Genomic DNA, 18,264 nt, shown 5'->3' with positions numbered 1-18,264 from the left:
AAAACCCACTGCCTGAACGCGCTCAAAACTGTGGGAGGGGGCTTGCCCCCGATGGCGGTGGGTCAGTCAACATCTACAGTGACCGACACTCCGCCATCGGGGGCAAGCCCCCTCCCACATTGGTCTGCATTTCAACATTGGGGTTGGTGGCAATGGCTGGCAGTTGCCAAGACCAGGCTCCATCGAATGCCTGACCTGTACAAAACCCACTGCCTGAACGCGCTCAAAACTGTGGGAGGGGGCTTGCCCCCGATGGCGGTGGGTCAGTCAACATCTACAGTGACCGACACTCCGCTATCGGGGGCAAGTCCCCTCCCACATTGGTCTGCATTTCAACATTGGGCTTGGTGGCACTGGCTGGCAGTTGCCAGGACCAGGCTCCATCGACTGCCTGACCTGCACAAAACCCAATGCCTGAACGCGGTCAAAACTGTGGGAGGGGGCTTGCCCCCGATGGCGGTGGGTCAGTCAACATCTACAGTGACTGACACTCCGCTATCGGGAGCAAGCCCCCTCCCACATTCGGGCATACAGTGCCTGTAAGACCTTACTTCGACACCGGCATCGCAAACTCCGCGCCCTGCTCGATGCTCTCCGACCAGCGCTGCATGATCGACTTCTGTTTGGTGTAGAAACGCACGCCTTCGGTGCCATACGCATGCATGTCGCCAAACAGGCTCTTCTTCCAGCCACCAAACCCATGCCAGGCCATCGGCACCGGGATCGGGACGTTGATGCCGACCATGCCCACCTCAATACGCCGCGCAAATTCGCGGGCGATGTGGCCGTCGCGGGTGAAGCAGCTGACGCCGTTGCCGAACTCGTGGTCGTTGACCAGCTTCACGGCCTCCGCGAAGTCGTTGACGCGCACACAGGCCAGTACCGGGCCGAAGATTTCTTCGCGGTAGATGCTCATGTCCCGGGTCACGTGGTCGAACAAGGTCGCGCCGAGCCAGAAGCCGTTTTCCAGGCAGGGTTCGGTGGGCACGTAGTCACGGCCATCGAGCAGCAAGTGCGCGCCGGCTTGTACGCCCTGCTCGATATAGCCGCTGATGCGTTCCAGGGCGGCCCGCGAAACGATCGGGCCCATCTCGGCTTTCAAGTCGCGGCCGTCGGTGATGCGCAGGATCTTGGCGCGTTCGGTCAAGGCCGCAATCACTTTGTCACCCACATCCCCCACCAGCACCGCCACGGAGATCGCCATGCAGCGCTCGCCGGCACTGCCGTAGGCGGCGCCCATCAGCGCATCGACCGTGCGCTCGATATCCGCGTCGGGCATCACCACCATATGGTTTTTCGCCCCGCCCAGGCCTTGTACGCGCTTGCCGTTGCGGGCGCCGCTCTCGTAGATGTACTGGGCAATCGGCGTGGACCCGACAAAACTCACGGCCTTGACGTCTGGGTGTTCGATCAGCGCGTCCACCGCTTCCTTGTCGCCCTGCACCACGTTGAACACGCCCTTGGGCAAGCCCGCTTCACGCAGCAGCTCGGCCATGAACAACGAAGCGCTCGGGTCGGTGGGGCTTGGCTTGAGGATGAAGGTGTTGCCCGCCGCAATGGCAATCGGGTACATCCACATCGGTACCATCACCGGGAAGTTGAACGGGGTCACGCCGGCCACCACGCCCAGGGGCTGGCGCAGGGTCCAGTTGTCCATGCCACGGGAGACCTGGTCGGAATGTTCGCCCTTGAGCAGGTTGGGAATGCCGCAGGCGAATTCGAGGATGTCAATGCCACGGTCGACTTCGCCCTGGGCATCGGTAAAGACCTTGCCGTGTTCGGCGACGATGATGCGCGCCAGGTCGTCCTTGCGTTCACGCAGCAGGTGCAGGTATTCGAATAACACACGGGCGCGGCGGATCGGCGGGGTGTCGGCCCAGCCGGCGAAGGCGGCCTGGGCGGCGGCGACGGCTTCGGCCACGGTCTGGCGGCTGGCCAGGGCCACGCGCGCGGTGACTTCGCCGGTGGCCGGGTTGTAGACGTCCTGATAGCGATCATCGCGGCTCACGCGCTGGTCGTTGATGTAATGCTCAAGGGTAGTGGACATGGCGGGCGCTCCAGGTAGTTGGCGTTGGCACCCACCTTAGGCTTTCGCTTTGTTCCGAACCAGAGCAGAATCCTGAACTTATTGTGCAACCTGGCGAACAATACCCCCCATGGAAAAAGCCGAGATCGAAGGGCTGTGGACCCATATCCACTGGCTGTCGGTGCTGGAAGAACAAGGCACCTACACCGCCGCCGCCGCACGCCTAGGCGTGAGCAAGTCGGCGGTGAGCCAGCGTATTTCCGACCTGGAAAAGGCCACCGGCACCCGCCTGGTCACGCGCACCACGCGCAGCGTACGGCTGACCGACGCGGGGCTGTCGTTGACCCGCGAGGTGCGCAGCGCCTATGAACACATCGCCCGCAGCTTTTCTTCGGTGCGCGACCAGGCCGGGGAAGTCCGTGGGCTGGTGCGGCTGACCGCGCCCGTGGCGTTCGCCCGGCAACAACTGGTGCCGCACCTGCCGCAATTCTTGCAGCAATACCCGCAGGTGCGCATCCAGCTGGACGTGTCCGACGCCTTGAGTTCCCTGGCCGCCGAAGGCTACGACCTGGCCGTGCGCCATGGTTTCCAGATCCCCGAGACCCATGTGGCCTGGAAACTCTGCGACACCGCCTCGGTGCTGGTCGCCACCCGCGACTACCTGCAGCGCCATGGCGAACCCGGCACGCCGAGCGAGCTGTCGACGCACAACTGTCTGTTCTACCCACGCGGCGCCGACCAGCCGGCCTGGACCTTCGAACGCAGCGGCACACACATCGAACGCCTGACCATCCCCATCGCCGGCAGCTTCGCCACCAACAACAGCGAAGCCCTGCGCGACGCGGCGCTCAACCACCTGGGCATCGCCCTGCTGCCGGACTTCAGCGCCCATGCGGCGCTGGCCGAGGGCAAGCTGGTGCAGGTCTTGAAGGGTTGGACGCTCAAGGGCGCGTTTGCCGATGAAATCTACCTGATCCGGCCGTACTCGCCCCATGTGCCGAAGTCAGTGAGTGCGTTGGTGGGCTTTTTAAAGGCGCAGTTGGCCGGCGGGTTTCGATTCGCGGGCTGAGGCAAAAAAAGCCCGGCGACACACGCGGATGCGTCACCGGGCAAAGCAAGCGACCTGCTTCAGAAACGCGGCTTGAGCGTTTTCCAGTCCGGTTGATAGCGCTGCATCTGTTTTACGTCATCACGCTGCCGGATCCCGCAACTGAGGTATTGGTCATGCAGCTTGCCCAACTGATCGTGGTCAAGTTCCAGGCCCAGCCCCGGCGCACGGGTGATGCTCACGCAGCCGTCGACGATAGGCAGCTTGCCGCCCTTGATCACCTCCTCGTCCGGCTCCTGCCACGGGTAGTGCGTGTCACAGGCATAGTCGAGGTTGGGCACCGCGGCCGCTACATGGGCCATGGCCATCAGGCTGATGCCCAGGTGTGAGTTGGAGTGCATCGACACGCCCAGGCCAAAGGTGTGGCACATTTTCGCCAGCACTTGGGTGTCACGCAGGCCGCCCCAGTAATGGTGGTCGGCGAGTACGATCTGCACGCTGTTCAACGCAACGCTGCGGCGAAACTCATCAAAGTCGGTCACCACCATATTGGTCGCCAGGGGCAAACCGGTACGTGCGTGCAGCTCGGCCATGCCGTCCAGGCCGGCGGTCGGGTCTTCGTAATATTGCAAGTCGTCGCCCAGCAGTTCGGCCATGCGGATCGAGGTGTGCAACGACCAGTTGCCGTTCGGGTCGATGCGCAGCGGCACGCCCGGAAACGCTTTTTTCAGCGCCTTGATACAGCGCACTTCGTGCTCCGGCTCCAGCGCACCTGCCTTGAGCTTGATGCTTTTGAAGCCGTAGGTTTCAAGCATGCGCCGGGCCTGGGCGACGATCTGCGCTTCAGTCAGGGCCTCGCCCCAACTGTCGGGTTTGTAGGGCGAATCGATATGTTCGGCGTATTTGAAAAACAGGTAGGCGCTGAACGGAATCCGGTCGCGAATCGCACCGCCGAGCAGGTCCACCAGCGGCACATTCAGCGCGTGCGCCTGCAGGTCGAGAAACGCCACTTCGAACGCCGAATAGGCGTTGCTCACGGCTTTGCCGGCATGGGAGCCCGGCGCCAGTTCCGCCCCGGCAATGCTCTGCGGTCTATACGCCGCCACGGTGGCCTGGACGATAGTGCGCAGGCCATTGAGGTTGAACGGGTCCAGCCCGATCAGCTGTGGCTGAACCTGTTGCTGGATCGCCAGCGCCGGTGCATCGCCATAGCTTTCGCCGAGGCCGATGTAACCGGTGTCGCTTTCAATCTCGATGATCGAGCGCAGCGCGAAAGGCTCATGGATGCCACTGGCGTTGAGCAGCGGCGGGTCGCGAAAGGCAATCGGGGTGACGGTGACGCGGACAATTTTCAAGAGACGGCTCCCTGTGGACCTGGACGCACTGTGTGATGTGCCGTGGATGAAGTGGGCGGCGTACCGCTGCGCGGTGCGGTGCGGGCGAAAAACACCAGCACCGCCGCCACCAGTGAAGTGGCCGCCAGCCCGTAGAGGCCGCCCTCGATGGACCCCGTGGACTGCTCCAGCAAACCGAACGTGGTGGGCGCCACGAAACCGCCCAGGTTGCCGACCGAATTGATCAAGGCAATCACCGCCGCCGCGACCCGCGCGTCCAGGTACCCCTGGGGGATCGGCCAGAACAGCGCCGAAGCGGCCTTGAAGCCGATGGCGGCAAAACAGATGGCGACGAACGCAAACACCGGCCCGCCGATGGTGGACATGAACATGCCGAACGCGGCGATCACCAGCATCAGTGACACCCACGCCTGCTGGTGCTTCCACTTGCTGGCCAGCGAGGCGAAGCCGTACATGGCGACGATGGAAATCAACCAGGGAATCGAATTGAACAGGCCCACCTGGAAGTCACCCAGGTCGCCCATTTTCTTGATCATGCTCGGCAGCCAGAACGTGGCGCCGTAAATGGTCAGGGCGATGGAAAAGTAGATAAAGCAGAACAGTGCGATCTGCGTATCGGCGAGCAGTTTGAACATCGACGGCCGCACGCCCCGGCTTGCCTCGCGCGCCTGTTGCTCGAGTGCAATGGCACTGACCAGCGCGTGTTTTTGCGCAGCGCTGAGCCACTTGGCCTGGTGCGGATGGGACTGCAGCCAGAACCACACGAAGCCGCAGAGCACGATGGAGGCGAAGCCTTCGATCAAAAACATCCATTGCCAGCCATGCAGGCTCAACCCGCTGACAGTGAGCAACGCGCCCGACACCGGCCCGGAAATCACCGAGGCAATCGCCGAACCACTGAGGAAAATCGCCATGGCCTTGCCGCGCTCGCTGGCCGGCAGCCACTGGGTGAAGTAATAGATGATGCCGGGAAAGAATCCGGCTTCGGCGGCGCCCAGGATAAAGCGCAACACGTAGAAGCTGGTTTCCCCCTGCACGAACGCCATGCCCATCGCGGCCGCGCCCCAGGTGAACATGATGCGCGTCAACCAGGCCCGCGCACCGTAGCGTTGCAACAGCAGGTTGGACGGTACTTCGAAGATCGCATAACCGATGAAGAACAGCCCTGCGCCCAGGCCATAGGCCGCCGCACCAATGCCCAGGTCGGTTTCCAGATGGCTGCGCACGAAGCCGATATTGACGCGGTCGATGTAGTTGACGATGAACATCACCACGAACAACGGCAGCACATGGCGCTTGACCTTGGCGGCGGCGCTCGCAAGCACGCTCGGGTCTGGCGCATTCTGGAGGGTATCCACGGGCAACTCCCTTTCATTATTTTTTTGGGGACAGCTCGATGATGGACGCGAGGTATTGTTCCCGTCTAATCTAACCTGGCATTGGATTGATACCGGAATTAGATCAATGTTCGAACTGACGCAACTGCGCTGCTTCACCACCGTGGCCACCGAGCTGAACTTTCGCCGCGCCGCCGAACGCCTGAACATGACCCAGCCGCCGCTGAGCCGGCAGATTCAGTTGCTCGAGCATCATCTGGGCGTGGACCTGTTTGTGCGCACCACCCGCAGCGTCGCGCTGACCGCCGCCGGCCGGGCGTTTTTCATCGAGGCGCAGTACCTGCTGGAGCGCGCCCAGCAAGCGGCGGTCACTGCGCGGCGCTTTGCCGAGGGCGATATCGGTACGGTCAACATCAGCTTCGTCGGCAGTGCGGTTTACGAGTTCTTGCCCAAGGTGATCGCCGAGGCGCGGCTCAAGCAGCCCCACGTCAAGATCGACCTGTCCGAAATGAACACCTACCAGCAGTACGAAGCCTTGCGCGCCCGGCGCATCGACCTGGGCATTGTCCGCGCGCCACTGCTGGAGCCCGGCTACGCCACCGAATGCCTGGTGCGCGAGCCATTTGTGCTGGCGGTGCCGAGCAGTCATCGACTGGCCCAGGCAAAGGAGGTCAGCGTGCACGACCTGGATGCGCAACCGTTCCTGATGTACGCCCATTCCGCCTATCCGCCGTTCAATGAGTTGCTCACCGGCCTGCTGCGCTCGGCCCGCGTCGCGCCGCAGTACGTGCAATGGCTGGGCTCGTCGCTGACCATCCTCGCGCTGGTCAACGCCGGCATGGGCCTGGCCCTGGTGCCGCGTTGCGCCAGCAGTGTGGTGTTCAAGAACGTGGTGTTCCGCGATATCGACCTGGGCGAAGGCGCACAGAGCGAACTGCACCTGATCTGGCGCGAGCACAACGACAACCCGGCGTTCACCATGCTGCTCGAGGGTATCCGCCAGGCAGTGGACGAAAACCTGCCCGAGCATTGACCCAATCCTGTTGAATACTTGCCTGATCCTCTGAACTTGCAAGCTATTGCATAGATAGCCCTTGCGCGGTGGTCTAGAGTTCGACGATGGGCGACTTACGGTCGCACCACTCCTATAAGAACTTGTGCACCACCCACCGATGATCAGCAGGTAAGCCGCCATGCAATTACGTATTAACCAACAGGCCTATGAGGTCGATGCCGACGCCGACACGCCATTGCTGTGGGTGATCCGCGACGACCTGGGCCTGACCGGCACCAAGTATGGCTGCGGCCTGGCCCAGTGCGGCGCATGTTCGGTGCTGGTGGACGGCAACGTGGTGCGCTCGTGCGTCACGCCTGTGGCGGCGCTGGTCGGTCGCGAGATCACCACCATCGAGGCCATCGAGGCCGATGACGTGGGCAAACGCGTGGTCGCGGCCTGGGTCGAGCGCCAGGTGGCGCAATGTGGTTATTGCCAGTCCGGGCAGGTGATGGCGGCCACCGCGCTGCTCAAGCACACCCCGGCGCCCTCGAAGGCGCAGATCGACGCGGCGATGGTCAACCTGTGCCGCTGCGGCACCTACAACGCCATCCATGCCGCCATGGATGACCTGGCCGCCGGGAAGGAGACCGTCTGATGAGCACTATCCTGCCTGACGTAACCCTCGACGCGCCGGTCAACCTGTCGCGTCGGCGCTTCCTGGCGAGTACCGCCGTCGGTGCACTGGTGATCGGCTTTGGCCTGCCGCTGGGCACATCCCGGGTGCAGGCCGCCACCGGCGCCGGCGCCGAACGCGGCACCCAGGTGCCGGCGTTCCTGGAGATCCGCCCGGACGGCAGCGTGCGCCTGCTCAGCCCCTTCATGGAAGGCGGCCAAGGCACGCACACCGCCATGGCGCAGATTATCGGCGAGGAGTTGGATGCCGACCCGGCGACGTTCACCGTTGAAGCCGCGCCGCCCGGCGAGGCCTATGTGGTGATGGAAAACGGCATGCGTATTACCGGCGGCAGCATGTCGGTGCGCATGAGCTACCCGACCATGCGCCGCCTCGGCGCCCTCGCCCGTGCCATGTTGCTGCAGGCCGCTGCCGAGCAGCTGAATGTGCCGGTCGCGCAACTGACCACCCAGCCCGGCCGCGTGCTGCACGCCGCGTCGGGCCGCTCGCTGGGGTACGGCGAGTTGGCCGGGCGCGCCCTGGACATGCCGGTGCCCGACCCTGCCGGCATCACCCTGCGCGATCCAAGCCAGTTCCGCTGGATCGGCAAGCCGGTCAAACGCCTGGATGCCTATGACAAATCCACCGGCAAGGCGCAATACAGCATCGACCTGAAAGTCGACGGCATGCTCCACGCCGCCGTGCAGCACGCGCCGCGACTGGGCATGAGCGTGGGCAGCCTGCGCAACCAGGCCCAGGTCGAGGCCATGAAGGGCGTGCATTCGGTGCACACCTTGCCCGGCGCCGTGGCAGTGGTGGCCGAACGCTGGTGGCACGCCAAGCGCGCCGTTGAAGCGATCCAGGTGGACTGGCTCGACGCCGCCGCCGACTCCAGCGTGCGCGCAATGCCGGCGGACTTTTCCAGCGACAAGTACCGTGACTTTCTCGCCACTCAAGAAGGCCCGGCCCGTGACGAAGAAAACACGGGGGACGTAGCCGCCACGCTGGCCAGCGCCAAGACCCGCGTCGACGCCACCTATCACAACCAATACCTCAATCATGCCCAGCTTGAGCCGCCCTCGGCGCTGGCGCGCTACAACCCCGACGGCACGCTGGAGGTGTGGCTGCCGAACCAGGCGCCGGATATGTTCCGCGCCGACATCGCCAAGCGCACCGGCCTGACCATCGAACAAATCACCCTGCATTCCCCGCTGCTGGGCGGTTTTTTCGGTCGGCATTTCCTGTATGAGTCGGCCAATCCATATCCGCAGGCCATTGCACTGACCAAGGCCGTAGGCCGCCCGATCAAGCTGATCTGGAGCCGCGAGGAAGAGTTCGTGCGCGATGTGCTGCGCCCGGTCGCGGTGGTCAAGTTCCGCGCTGCGCTGGATGACAAAGGCCTGCCGCTGGCCATCGAAGCGGTCAGCGCCACCGAAGGCCCCACCGAAGCGATTGCCGGCAAACAGGGCGACAAAATCGACCCCACGGCCCTTGAAGGCCTGTCGGGAAAGAGTTATGCGATCCCCAACAAGCGCATCGCGCAGATCTATGTCAAGGGCCCGGCGATGCTTGGCTACTGGCGTTCGGTGGGCAATTCGCTGAACGACTTCTTCTACGAAGCGTTTCTTGATGAACTGGCGGACAAAGGCGGCCATGACCCGTACGAACTGCGCCTGCACCTGCTGCGCGACAACGCGCGGCTGACCACCCTGCTGCAAGCGGTGGACGAACTGTCCGGCGGCTGGAAGCGCGGGCCGTTCACTGCCGAAGACGGCAGCCGCCGTGCCCGTGGCGTGGCCATGGCCTCGCCCTTTGGCTCCCATGCGGCGGTGGTCGCCGAGGTGTCGATCGAGCACGGCCAGGTCAAGGTGCATGACATCTGGCAGGCCATCGACCCCGGCAGCATCGTCAACCCGGCGATCATTGAAGCCCAGGTCAACGGCGCCGTGGCCCTGGGCCTGTCGCAAACCCTGCTGGAGGAAGCGGTGTACGTGGACGGCATGCCACGGGCGCGCAACTACGACCTTTATCCGATCCTGCCGCCGTCGCGGATGGCGCGGGTACACGTGAAGATCGTCGAGAGCGGCGAAAAAATGGGGGGCATCGGCGAACCGCCGTTACCGGCCGTGGCACCGGCGGTCGCCAATGCGGTAGCCCGGTTGACCGGCCAGCGCATCCGCAGCTTGCCGTTGAGCCGCTACACCTTCAGTTAACCCACAGGGAACGCCCATGAACAACCGCCGATTCGCAAGAACCGCAGGCTGGCTGGCGCTGCCCTGCCTGATCGTCGCGGGCCTCTTGGCCTGGTACGTCACCCGCGAGCCCGCCTCGCCGTTCGAACAGGAACACGCCACCGGCCTGGACCCGGCACTGGTCAGTCGCGGCGAGTATGTCGCACGCGTGAGCGACTGCGTGGCCTGCCACAGCCTGGCGGGCAAGGCGCCGTTTGCCGGTGGCCTGGAGATGGCCACGCCGCTGGGGGCCATCCATGCCACCAACATCACCCCCGACCGCGACCATGGCATCGGCCGCTACAGCCTCGCCGACTTCGACCGTGCCGTGCGCCACGGCGTGGCACCGGGCGGGCGCCGCCTGTACCCGGCGATGCCCTACCCGTCCTACGTGAAGCTCAGCGACGACGACGTGAAAGCGCTGTACGCGTTCTTCATGAAAGGCGTGCAACCGGCCAACCAGGCGAATATCCCCAGTGATATTCCCTGGCCACTGAATATGCGCTGGCCCATCGCCCTGTGGAATGGCGTCTTTGCCCCCACAGCGCCCTATGCGGCCAACCCCGGCCAGGACGCGCTGTGGAACCGTGGCGCGTATATCGTCCAGGGCCCCGGCCACTGCGGCAGTTGCCACACGCCGCGCGGCCTGGCGTTCAACGAGAAGGCCCTGGACCAATCCGGCGCGCCCTTCCTCGCAGGCGCCCTGCTCGACGGCTGGTACGCGCCCAGCCTGCGCCAGGACCCCAACACCGGGTTGGGCCGCTGGAGCGAGGCGCAGATCGTGCAGTTCCTCAAAACCGGGCGCAACCAGCATGCGGTGGTCTACGGTTCGATGACCGAAGCGTTCAACAACTCCACGCAGTTCATGGCCGATGACGACCTGGCCGCCATCGCTCGCTACCTCAAGTCCCTGCCCGGCGACCCGCAGCGTGATGGCGCGCCCTGGCAGTATCAGGTGGCCGATACGCGCCAGGACATTCCCGGCGCCCACACCTACGCGACCCGCTGCGCCTCCTGCCATGGCCTGGACGGCAAGGGCCAGCCGCAATGGATGCCACCGCTGGCGGGCGCCACCTCGGCGTTGGCCAGGGAAAGCGCCTCGGCGATCAACATCACCCTCAACGGCTCGCAACGGTTAGTGGCCGCCGGGTTGCCGGATGCCTACCGCATGCCGGCGTTCCGCGAGCAGTTGTCCGACCAGGAGATAGCTCAGGTGCTGACTTATGTACGCAGCACCTGGGGCAACCACGGCAGCGCGGTTGACGCACAGGCGGTGGGCAAGTTGCGCGGGCATACCGACCCGGCCAGCGCCAGCCCGATCATCTTGCACATGCGTTGATACACAGCGATCCAATGTGGGAGGGGGCTTGCCCCCGATAGCGGTCGGTCAGTCACCTCTTCATTGACTGACACCCCGCCATCGGGGGCAAGCCCCTCCCACATTTTTCTCCAGGTAGTTACTTGCTCTCGTCGGCCTTGCCTTCCTGCATCTGCACCGAAGACTTGCTGCCGCTGCTGTTGTCCTTGGTGGTGTTATCGGAATTATCGAAACACCCGTGCAGCAGGAACACGCTGCAAAGGCTCAAGCCCATATAAAACTTCTTCATGAAAACCACCTGCTGAGTGAAGGAAATAGTCGTCAACCCTTGGTGTATGTGGCCAGTATCGGGGCACGAACGTTCCAGGCAGGGGTAGTGAGACTGACGAATGGTTTGCTATTAAGTTGCCAGTATTTACCCACGGAATATTTGAGCTAACCTTCATCCGCCAAGGCCTGTTATCCGGTGATTCCATGGACACGTTGACCAAAGTGCAAATCCAGCGCGCGCTTTCACAGCGGCTGCGCAATTGCCGTGTCACCTGCGCAATCAATCCAGACAGCAGCCTGTCCATTACGGTACTCGCGCCCGACGCCAATCAGTTCACCATCGCCAATATCAACCGCGCCCGCTACCACGGCGAGTCAGGTATCAACCGGCTGGTACGGGAAATCCTCGAAGACATGGTGGTTTCGCGAAAAACGTCGCGCCTTTCATCCGTCGGGTAACTGCACTTACACACACAGAACGAGGCTTCCCATGCCGGATTCCGCTGCCACCCCCTCGCAACACTGCACCATCGATTTCCTTCAAGACACGCTGTTTGGCGTCAACCCGCTCTCCCATGACTGCACAGCGCAGATTACCCAGGCAGGCGACAGCCTATCGCTACGCCTGCTATGGCCGTGGCCGAAAGCATTGACCGAAGCCCATAACGTTTCGATCAAGACCGACAATCACACTTATCATGGCGTGCTGGTGGATGCGCAGGCGTTCGGCACCGACGAGTTGCTGTTAAAAGTGGACCTCAAACCTGAAGCGGCCGGGGCTCACTGAGCGCTAACCCCGCTCACCGGCCAACGCACGCTGATGAAAATGCGTCAGCCACCTCAAGGCATGCAGCGCGGCTTGAAGCTGCACGTCTTCGCGCCCCCCCGTGAAACGCTCCTTGCGGCTGAACACGCTGAGCGTCTTGCCGATTCGATAGGCCCAGGCAAAACAGATAGTCCCGGCCGGAATCCCGTCCATGTCATCCGGGCCAAGCAGGCCGGTGGTGGCGACGGCGACCTGCGCCGTACTGTCACGTAACGCGCCTTCGGCCATCTCCCGGGCGACCTCGCAACTGGTGAGGTTAAAAGTGTCAATCGTATAGGCGCGTACGCCCAGCAAGCGCTGTTTGGCCTGCGGTGAGTAAACGACGTAACCACTTTCGATGCACGCCCCGCCGCCCGGCACTTCAGACACCAGCGTGATGATCTTGCCCGCCGTGCACGACTCGGCGCTGGTGAGGGTCATCTGGTGTTGCTTCAGGTAGTCGATAGTAGACGCGGCGATGTCCATGGTGATTCTCCTGCGTTCAAAGCGTGGCCAGGTAGTCGGCCAAGGTCAGCGCACAGGCCTCGATCGCGCCATCATTCCCGGCAGGGTCCACCCAGGTTTCGTCACAGAGCGGACGCAGGCGCTCCAGGCAAATGGCGCGCACCCCATCCTCCTGGCCACCAGGACCACGGGCGAGCAGCAACTGCTCAAGCAAGTGGGGAATGGGGTGGGCTTCGGTCAAGGCGGTGTGGTCAGGCCGGGCATCGTTTGGCATCCGGGACGGTCTCCATTCGCGTGGTTGAACACTTATTAAAAGTGACCCGGCACGTCGAGCGGTTGTTCCACAAATCTTCTTCGAATACGCAAGCGCATCAATCCGGTTGAACACCCACTTCGGCAGGCTTTCTAGATATGCACTACAACCGCTCATGGAGGGAGTCCCCAATGACCACAACCCGCTTGCAACCCACCCTGCATTCGCTGTGCCTGGCGATTTCGATTGCCGCGCTGACCGCCTGCGCCGGCAACGACTCAGCCTCGAACGTCGTCGCGCCCGGCGCGGCCAAGTCCCCCACCACGCGCAGCCTCGACGCCGGCGCCGCGCTGTTGCAATCGCGCCCGCCCATCGATGCGCTGAATGCCTACCTGGACGGCTTTCACTTCTACAACGGCCACCCGGACGTGCAGATGGAAGCCCATCACTACTGCGCCATCCTCAACGAGGAGGTGATCCAGTGCGTGATTTACGACGGCAACCGCAAGGATGCCAAGTTGATGGGTGTGGAATACATCATCAGCGAGCAGCTATTCAACACGCTGCCCGCTGCCGAAAAGGCGTTGTGGCACAGCCATGTGCATGAGGTGAAATCGGGCCAATTGGTCGCCCCCGGTATTCCGCAGGTGGCCGAGCACGCGCTGATGGAAAAACTGGTGCACACCTATGGCAAGACCTGGCACACCTGGCATACCGACCTGCACAAGCGCCTGCCGCTGGGTGTGCCGCAACTGATGATGGGGTTCACCGCCGACGGCCAGGCCGATGCGAAGATGGTCGCCGAGCGCGATCAACGGCTGGGGGTCGACAGTGCCGAGAAAAAGACCGACCGCGCCGACATTCCCGCCCCGCCGATTGCACCCGGTGCGGACGCCTGGCGCCAGGGCAACATTATCCAGATCGTCGACCCCACCCAGACCGACCACCAGCACTGACGGTCGCAGCCGGTCATTTGGATTGAACGATCATCTGCCCCCGATTGCCTCACTGGAACCGGGGCGCATGTGTGCCCTTCGCACGAGGAGTCCGTACATGTCCTATGACCATCAAGGCACCGTCAGCCTCATCACTGCTTCGCGCCATCTGGGCACCGAAGATGATGAAGTATTGAATGAGAACGTCGATATAAAAATGACCGGCAGCGGCAAGCCGACCATTGTTCGCGTCGACTTTCCCGCTCCACTGCAATGGCCCGGTCATCCCAACTTCGTCACGGTCAATTTGCCGGACGGCACATCTGTCAGCGGTGTAATCGTGGAATTGCAGCGTCCGGCCGACGGACCAGGCTGGGTCACCTTCACGGTGGATGACTGAGGCTGCGCGCAGGTCATCGCATTGTCTGAGAACTTCTTTGAATTATTCTTGACGCCAAATATCTGTAGATCATGAGCATAGGGAGGCCTCATGAAAAACAACGAGTTATTCACCATCAATTATCAGCTTCACGGCAAGCCCAGGTCCTTTATCGTGCGCGCGGCGCGCATGAATAACGCTGAAGCATGGCACTGGGCCAGCTGCGATGCCGGCGTGGCGGTCATCCCCAGGTTCGGGCAGAACAACCTCAAGCGCGTCTCCAAGCCGATGGCGGAAAAGTACGGCATTACGGACGTTCGCTGGTGCAGTGCGGCAGCCATTCAGTGGGCGGAGGGCGTTACATCATGAACAGTCAGGTGCTGGGCTTTACCAAGCGGCAGGCGGTGGACGACGAGGTGGCGCAAAACACGCAGATGTTTTTCGAAGCGGATCGACTCGATGCCCTGGCGTATAACATCATCGAATCCTACAGCGGCGATGCGGCCACCTGGGCACGCTTCACCGAGGCAAAGAAGATGGCGGACGCACAGCGTACCGCCGCTTATCGAGAGTGGATGCGCATTCACCGCGTGAGGAAGAAGTAAACCAAAAGTCCGAAAGCACTGAGTACCCAATGGTGGGAGGGGGCTTGCTCCCGATGGCGATCTGTCAGTTACGAAGAGTTGACTGACACACCGCTATCGGGGGCAAGCCCCCTCCCACATTTTGGATTTGCACAGTTCCCGACATCGTCAGCAGCCCCCGCCTGAGTCGCGCATTCACCGCAAGAGAATGAAGTAAACCAATAATCCGAAAGCACTGAATATCCACTGTGGGAGGGGGCTTGCTCCCGATGGCGATCTGTCAGTTATAAAAATTTGACTGATACACCGCTATCGGGAGCAAGCCCCCTCCCACATTGAGGCCTGCTCTGTTTCCAACTTCCTTAGAGAATCGGCTTGCCCCCGGTCACGCCATAGCGCTCGCCGGAGATATAACTGCCCTCATCGGACGCCAGCAGCACATAGATCGGTGCAACCTCCACCGGCTGGCCTGGCCGCCCCAGTGGCGTGTTGCCACCAAATTCCTTGACCATGTCGTCAGTCATCGTCGACACGATCAACGGCGTCCAGATCGGCCCCGGTGCCACGCTGTTCACGCGAATCCCGCGTTCGCCCAACATCTGCGCCAGGCCTGCGGTGAAGTTGGCAATCGCGCCCTTGGTCGCCGCATAAGGCAGCAGCGACGGATTGGGCATGTCGGAATTGACCGAGGTGGTGTTGATGATCGAACTGCCCTCGGCCATGTGCGGCAGCGCCGCCTTGCAGATCCGGAACATCGCGGTGATGTTGACGTTGAAGGTTTTCACCCAGTCTTCGTCGGGAATGTCTTCCAGGGATTTGTAGGTCATCTGGAACGCGGCGTTGTTGACCAGCACGTCGATACGCCCGAACTGCTTGACCGTCTCATTGACAATGGCGCTGCACTGCGCCGCTTCGCCCAGGTCGCCGGGCAACAACAGGCACTGACGCCCCGCCGCTTCGACCCAGCGCGCGGTCTCTTTTGCATCTTCATGCTCATCCAGGTACGACACCGCAACGTCGGCACCTTCGCGGGCAAAGGCAATCGCCACCGCACGCCCGATACCGCTGTCGGCGCCGGTGACCAGGGCAATCTTGTTGGCCATCCGGCCCGAGCCTTTGTAGCTTTGCTCGCCGCAATCGGGCATCGGCTCCATCTTGCGCTGATCGCCGGGGACGGGCTGCTGCTGTGGCTTGAAGGGTGGTTTTGGGTAATGGGTCATCGGGTTTCCCTCCTGTGTGTGGATAGTGTTGCGAGGGGTCCAGGGGCACGATAGTTCAGAGCGATTTTCAGAAAATCGGATGACCGTTCCGGTCGCTGCACCCAGTGGGTTATTCGTATGGAATCACCGAGATCTTGCCGTTGCGCTCAAGAATCGCGAAGCGGATCTGCCTGATCTCGAGAATGCCCTGGGCCGAGCGCGCCGCCTCGAGGATATCGTCCTCATCCAGGCGTGCGCGCTTGAGGCGTTCGTGGAGCACCCGGCCCTGTTCGACCACGACGGTCGGCCCGCCATCGAGCAAGCGTGAGAACCACAGCGAACGCTGCTTGACCAATGAAAAGCCGATGTCGATGGCGATCAGCGTGACGATCACCAGCACCGCATTGGTCAGGGAAAAATCATCGCCCAACAGCGCCTGCTGGGTGGCCTCACCGATCACCATCAACAACACCAGGTCGAAGGTAGTCAGTTCCGCCAGGGAACGCCTGCCAGCGATTTTGAACAGGACCAGCAACACCAGGTAAATCGCCGCTGCGCGCAGGACGGAGTCCATGATTGCCCCCTAGGGATAAATGAACTGTGATAAGTCCACGGTAGCGCCGTTGCTCAGCGAGACCTGGGTGTCGAAGCTGCCGACGCCGTCACTGCGCAAGGTCAGATACAGCGTCGCCCGCCCTTGATCGTCGCTCAGCGTCCACAGCTTCACGCCCTCGCCCGCCGTGCTGGCCTTCAGAGGCTGGGGCTGGAGCATTTCCACGTTGAAGCCCTGCAGCAGCTCGCCGTTGATCGAGACTTCCAAAGCCGTGCGCGCAGGGCCTTGCAGGTGGATCACCAGTGCGTCAGAGGAGCCATTGCGCAGGAAGCGCTGGTATTCGACACGTACGTGGCCGTCGACGCTGCGCACCTGGCTGGTGCTCAGCGGCCCCTTGGAAAACAGCCCCGCCAGCGTCAGCCCGATCAGTACGACCAACCCGTACCAGCCCAGCCGCTCGAAGCGCCAGACCTTGCGCTGCAAGGCCATGTCCTCGCGTACCGGATAGTCGCGGCTGTGCAGGTCGTCAGGCCCTGACTCGATCATGTCCCGCCCTCTTTCAGCCCTTGCTGTGCTCCGGCGAAGACGGCCCCTTGGTCACGCCGCGCGGGCCGGACACGGCCCATATCACCGCGCCAACGAACGGCAGCAGGACCACCACGGCGGTCCAGCCTGCCTTGCTCCCCGAAGAATGTTCGCTGCGCCACACGCTGTTGAGGACCCACAGGTCGAGCAACAGCAGAATGATCATCAGGCCAATCCAGAAATACGTGGTTTCCATGGCGCACCTCCCGGTTATGAAACATTAGGTTTACCGGACGCGCACAGGGTTCAGAATTTTTCGGTCGGCCAGCGCTGAATCTAAAAAAACGATAGTTGCGACGGAACTGAATCGTTGAATTGATCAATATTTCAGAGGCAAGCAAATTGATACCGTCGCTTTTCGGGCCGGTCACAGCCTTATCGGAACCTGTTGAAGAAGGATTTACGCCATGCACCACACCGACACCTACGCAAAACGGATGGCCTGCCGCCAACTGGCGATGGAGCAGAACCAGAAGCTGTTCGATGAGGCCAACGCCCTCAGCCGCAGCGCATTCGACCTGTTGGAATGCGCCGATTTCGACAGCGAAAAGTTCGATCACTACCTGCGCCTGCGCGCCAGGGCCGAAGCGCTGTTTCGTGAAGCGATCGAGCATCTGGGGGTGCTCAATAAGCATTTCCCGACGCCCGCATCCAGCGTGGCCAATGAGGGTGCGAAGGTTGTCATCCGTGAACGGGAGGTGGCGTGATGAACACCTCAAAGCAGGCCTGGGAGCTGGCGATGGTGCTGGTCGCCAACGGCAAGATCCCGTTCGACCCTGCCAACCCGAGCGGCTCGGTAAAGATCCTTTCGCGGCACCTGGAAGCACTTGAGACCGCACTGCATGAAGAAGCGATGGCAAACACGCCGGTTGAGCACTTGCGCAAGCTCGGCAACCGCCGGTCTGCCCTGGCATGTGCCGATTGAGTTTGAGCAAAACAAGGTCAAGGGAGGGGGCTTGCCCTGATGCCGGTCAGTTAAGGCTTTTTGTAGGAGCGAGCTTGCTCGCGAAAAATCCGCAGGCACCGCGTTCATTCAGAAAGCACGCGTTATCGTTGACGTTTTTCGCGAGCAAGCTCGCTCCTACAGAGGGCATGCCACGGGTACCGACACAACGCTGCAGCGCCCAACGCTAACCACGATGCGCAGCGAGTCGCTCTTGCTTTTGATCTTAGGCGCCCCGTTAAACCACGCTGGCCGAACGCAGGCTTGAATCCGTGGGCAACCCGGCAGGACGCCGGGTTAGCCGCACT

The 18,264-nt window shown here is 62.4% G+C and carries 22 protein-coding genes and 1 pseudogene; 13 read left to right on the top strand and 10 right to left on the bottom strand.

The features are described 5' to 3' along the window. Positions 1-547 precede the first annotated feature (547 nt). Positions 548-2,047, bottom strand: coding sequence for a CoA-acylating methylmalonate-semialdehyde dehydrogenase (locus BFQ00_RS27265; RefSeq protein WP_065935297.1), 1,500 nt, complete (start codon positions 2,045-2,047; stop codon positions 548-550). A 109-nt stretch (positions 2,048-2,156) separates the two neighbouring features. Here BFQ00_RS27265 and BFQ00_RS27260 point away from each other — a divergent pair, with 109 nt between their 5' ends. Beyond that, positions 2,157-3,095, top strand: coding sequence for a LysR family transcriptional regulator (locus tag BFQ00_RS27260; protein WP_065935296.1), 939 nt, complete (start codon positions 2,157-2,159; stop codon positions 3,093-3,095). A gap of 59 nt (positions 3,096-3,154) precedes the next feature. Here BFQ00_RS27260 and BFQ00_RS27255 read toward each other — a convergent pair whose 3' ends face one another. Both BFQ00_RS27255 and BFQ00_RS27250 read right to left on the bottom strand, forming a co-directional pair. Further along, positions 3,155-4,429, bottom strand: a complete 1,275-nt coding sequence (locus BFQ00_RS27255; RefSeq protein ID WP_065935295.1) for a glucarate dehydratase family protein — start codon at positions 4,427-4,429, stop codon at positions 3,155-3,157. After that, positions 4,426-5,787 (bottom strand): MFS transporter, encoded by a 1,362-nt coding sequence (locus BFQ00_RS27250; RefSeq protein WP_065935324.1) that lies wholly within the window; start codon positions 5,785-5,787, stop codon positions 4,426-4,428. The genes BFQ00_RS27255 and BFQ00_RS27250 overlap by 4 nt, the downstream gene beginning before the upstream one ends. Before the next feature lie 106 nt (positions 5,788-5,893). Here BFQ00_RS27250 and BFQ00_RS27245 point away from each other — a divergent pair, with 106 nt between their 5' ends. From BFQ00_RS27245 to BFQ00_RS27230, 4 genes are all read left to right on the top strand, one after another. Further along, on the top strand, positions 5,894-6,799 hold the full coding sequence (locus BFQ00_RS27245) for a LysR family transcriptional regulator (RefSeq protein WP_065935294.1): 906 nt from the start codon (positions 5,894-5,896) through the stop codon (positions 6,797-6,799). A gap of 160 nt (positions 6,800-6,959) precedes the next feature. Further along, complete coding sequence (locus BFQ00_RS27240; protein WP_065935293.1) at positions 6,960-7,418, top strand: (2Fe-2S)-binding protein; 459 nt, start codon at positions 6,960-6,962, stop codon at positions 7,416-7,418. Then, positions 7,418-9,649 carry a xanthine dehydrogenase family protein molybdopterin-binding subunit gene (locus tag BFQ00_RS27235; RefSeq protein WP_065935292.1) on the top strand — a complete coding sequence of 744 codons (2,232 nt, stop codon included), beginning with the start codon at positions 7,418-7,420 and terminating at the stop codon, positions 9,647-9,649. The genes BFQ00_RS27240 and BFQ00_RS27235 overlap by 1 nt, the downstream gene beginning before the upstream one ends. Before the next feature lie 16 nt (positions 9,650-9,665). After that, on the top strand, positions 9,666-11,006 hold the full coding sequence (locus BFQ00_RS27230) for a c-type cytochrome (RefSeq protein ID WP_065935291.1): 1,341 nt from the start codon (positions 9,666-9,668) through the stop codon (positions 11,004-11,006). Between the two features lie 118 nt (positions 11,007-11,124). Here the strand turns inward: BFQ00_RS27230 and BFQ00_RS29745 are convergent, their stop codons facing one another. Continuing rightward, positions 11,125-11,274 carry a hypothetical protein gene (locus tag BFQ00_RS29745; protein WP_163001565.1) on the bottom strand — a complete coding sequence of 50 codons (150 nt, stop codon included), beginning with the start codon at positions 11,272-11,274 and terminating at the stop codon, positions 11,125-11,127. A 185-nt stretch (positions 11,275-11,459) separates the two neighbouring features. On the opposite strand from BFQ00_RS29745, the gene BFQ00_RS27225 reads away from it, so the two are divergent. Both BFQ00_RS27225 and BFQ00_RS27220 read left to right on the top strand, forming a co-directional pair. Beyond that, the gene (locus tag BFQ00_RS27225) at positions 11,460-11,714 is read left to right on the top strand and encodes a hypothetical protein (protein WP_065935290.1); all 255 of its coding nucleotides are present in this window, start codon (positions 11,460-11,462) and stop codon (positions 11,712-11,714) included. A gap of 31 nt (positions 11,715-11,745) precedes the next feature. Beyond that, positions 11,746-12,042 carry a hypothetical protein gene (locus BFQ00_RS27220; RefSeq protein WP_065935289.1) on the top strand — a complete coding sequence of 99 codons (297 nt, stop codon included), beginning with the start codon at positions 11,746-11,748 and terminating at the stop codon, positions 12,040-12,042. 3 nt (positions 12,043-12,045) lie between these two features. On the opposite strand, the gene BFQ00_RS27215 is transcribed toward BFQ00_RS27220, so the two are convergent. Further along, positions 12,046-12,546, bottom strand: a complete 501-nt coding sequence (locus tag BFQ00_RS27215) for a CinA family protein (RefSeq protein WP_065935288.1) — start codon at positions 12,544-12,546, stop codon at positions 12,046-12,048. Positions 12,547-12,619: 73 nt separating this feature from the next. Further along, positions 12,620-12,799, bottom strand: a pseudogene (locus BFQ00_RS27210) (hypothetical protein); the annotation flags it as partial. Positions 12,800-12,969: 170 nt separating this feature from the next. Here BFQ00_RS27210 and BFQ00_RS27205 point away from each other — a divergent pair. From BFQ00_RS27205 to BFQ00_RS27190, 4 genes are all read left to right on the top strand, one after another. Beyond that, positions 12,970-13,734 (top strand): OBAP family protein, encoded by a 765-nt coding sequence (locus tag BFQ00_RS27205; RefSeq protein WP_065935286.1) that lies wholly within the window; start codon positions 12,970-12,972, stop codon positions 13,732-13,734. A 97-nt stretch (positions 13,735-13,831) separates the two neighbouring features. Continuing rightward, entirely contained in the window at positions 13,832-14,113 is a 282-nt protein-coding gene (locus BFQ00_RS27200; RefSeq protein WP_065935285.1) for a hypothetical protein, read from the top strand. A gap of 90 nt (positions 14,114-14,203) precedes the next feature. Beyond that, positions 14,204-14,461 carry a DUF6555 family protein gene (locus tag BFQ00_RS27195; protein ID WP_065888334.1) on the top strand — a complete coding sequence of 86 codons (258 nt, stop codon included), beginning with the start codon at positions 14,204-14,206 and terminating at the stop codon, positions 14,459-14,461. Continuing rightward, a complete protein-coding gene (locus BFQ00_RS27190; protein WP_065935284.1) occupies positions 14,458-14,697 on the top strand; it encodes a hypothetical protein in 240 nt (79 codons plus the stop codon). The genes BFQ00_RS27195 and BFQ00_RS27190 overlap by 4 nt, the downstream gene beginning before the upstream one ends. 341 nt (positions 14,698-15,038) lie before the next feature. On the opposite strand, the gene BFQ00_RS27185 is transcribed toward BFQ00_RS27190, so the two are convergent. The 4 genes from BFQ00_RS27185 to BFQ00_RS27170 form a co-directional block, all read right to left on the bottom strand. Beyond that, entirely contained in the window at positions 15,039-15,896 is an 858-nt protein-coding gene (locus BFQ00_RS27185) for an SDR family oxidoreductase (protein WP_065888332.1), read from the bottom strand. A gap of 109 nt (positions 15,897-16,005) precedes the next feature. Next, positions 16,006-16,449: a DUF421 domain-containing protein gene (locus tag BFQ00_RS27180; RefSeq protein WP_065888331.1), complete on the bottom strand. Its 444-nt coding sequence runs from the start codon at positions 16,447-16,449 to the stop codon at positions 16,006-16,008. Positions 16,450-16,458: 9 nt separating this feature from the next. Next, positions 16,459-16,974 (bottom strand): hypothetical protein, encoded by a 516-nt coding sequence (locus tag BFQ00_RS27175; protein WP_065935283.1) that lies wholly within the window; start codon positions 16,972-16,974, stop codon positions 16,459-16,461. Positions 16,975-16,987: 13 nt separating this feature from the next. Then, positions 16,988-17,209 carry a PLD nuclease N-terminal domain-containing protein gene (locus BFQ00_RS27170; RefSeq protein ID WP_065935282.1) on the bottom strand — a complete coding sequence of 74 codons (222 nt, stop codon included), beginning with the start codon at positions 17,207-17,209 and terminating at the stop codon, positions 16,988-16,990. A 211-nt stretch (positions 17,210-17,420) separates the two neighbouring features. On the opposite strand from BFQ00_RS27170, the gene BFQ00_RS27165 reads away from it, so the two are divergent. Continuing rightward, the gene (locus tag BFQ00_RS27165; protein WP_065888328.1) at positions 17,421-17,720 is read left to right on the top strand and encodes a hypothetical protein; all 300 of its coding nucleotides are present in this window, start codon (positions 17,421-17,423) and stop codon (positions 17,718-17,720) included. Then, positions 17,720-17,938: a hypothetical protein gene (locus tag BFQ00_RS27160; protein ID WP_057721920.1), complete on the top strand. Its 219-nt coding sequence runs from the start codon at positions 17,720-17,722 to the stop codon at positions 17,936-17,938. Before BFQ00_RS27165 ends, BFQ00_RS27160 begins: the two co-directional genes overlap by 1 nt. Positions 17,939-18,264: the final 326 nt, after the last annotated feature.

Origin of the sequence: Pseudomonas sp. 28 E 9, assembly GCF_900004785.1 — a bacterium.
Classification (GTDB): Bacteria; Pseudomonadota; Gammaproteobacteria; order Pseudomonadales; family Pseudomonadaceae; genus Aquipseudomonas; species Aquipseudomonas orientalis_A.
Note: the sequence above shows the minus strand (reverse complement) of the source record. Positions and strands in the feature narration are given on the sequence as shown.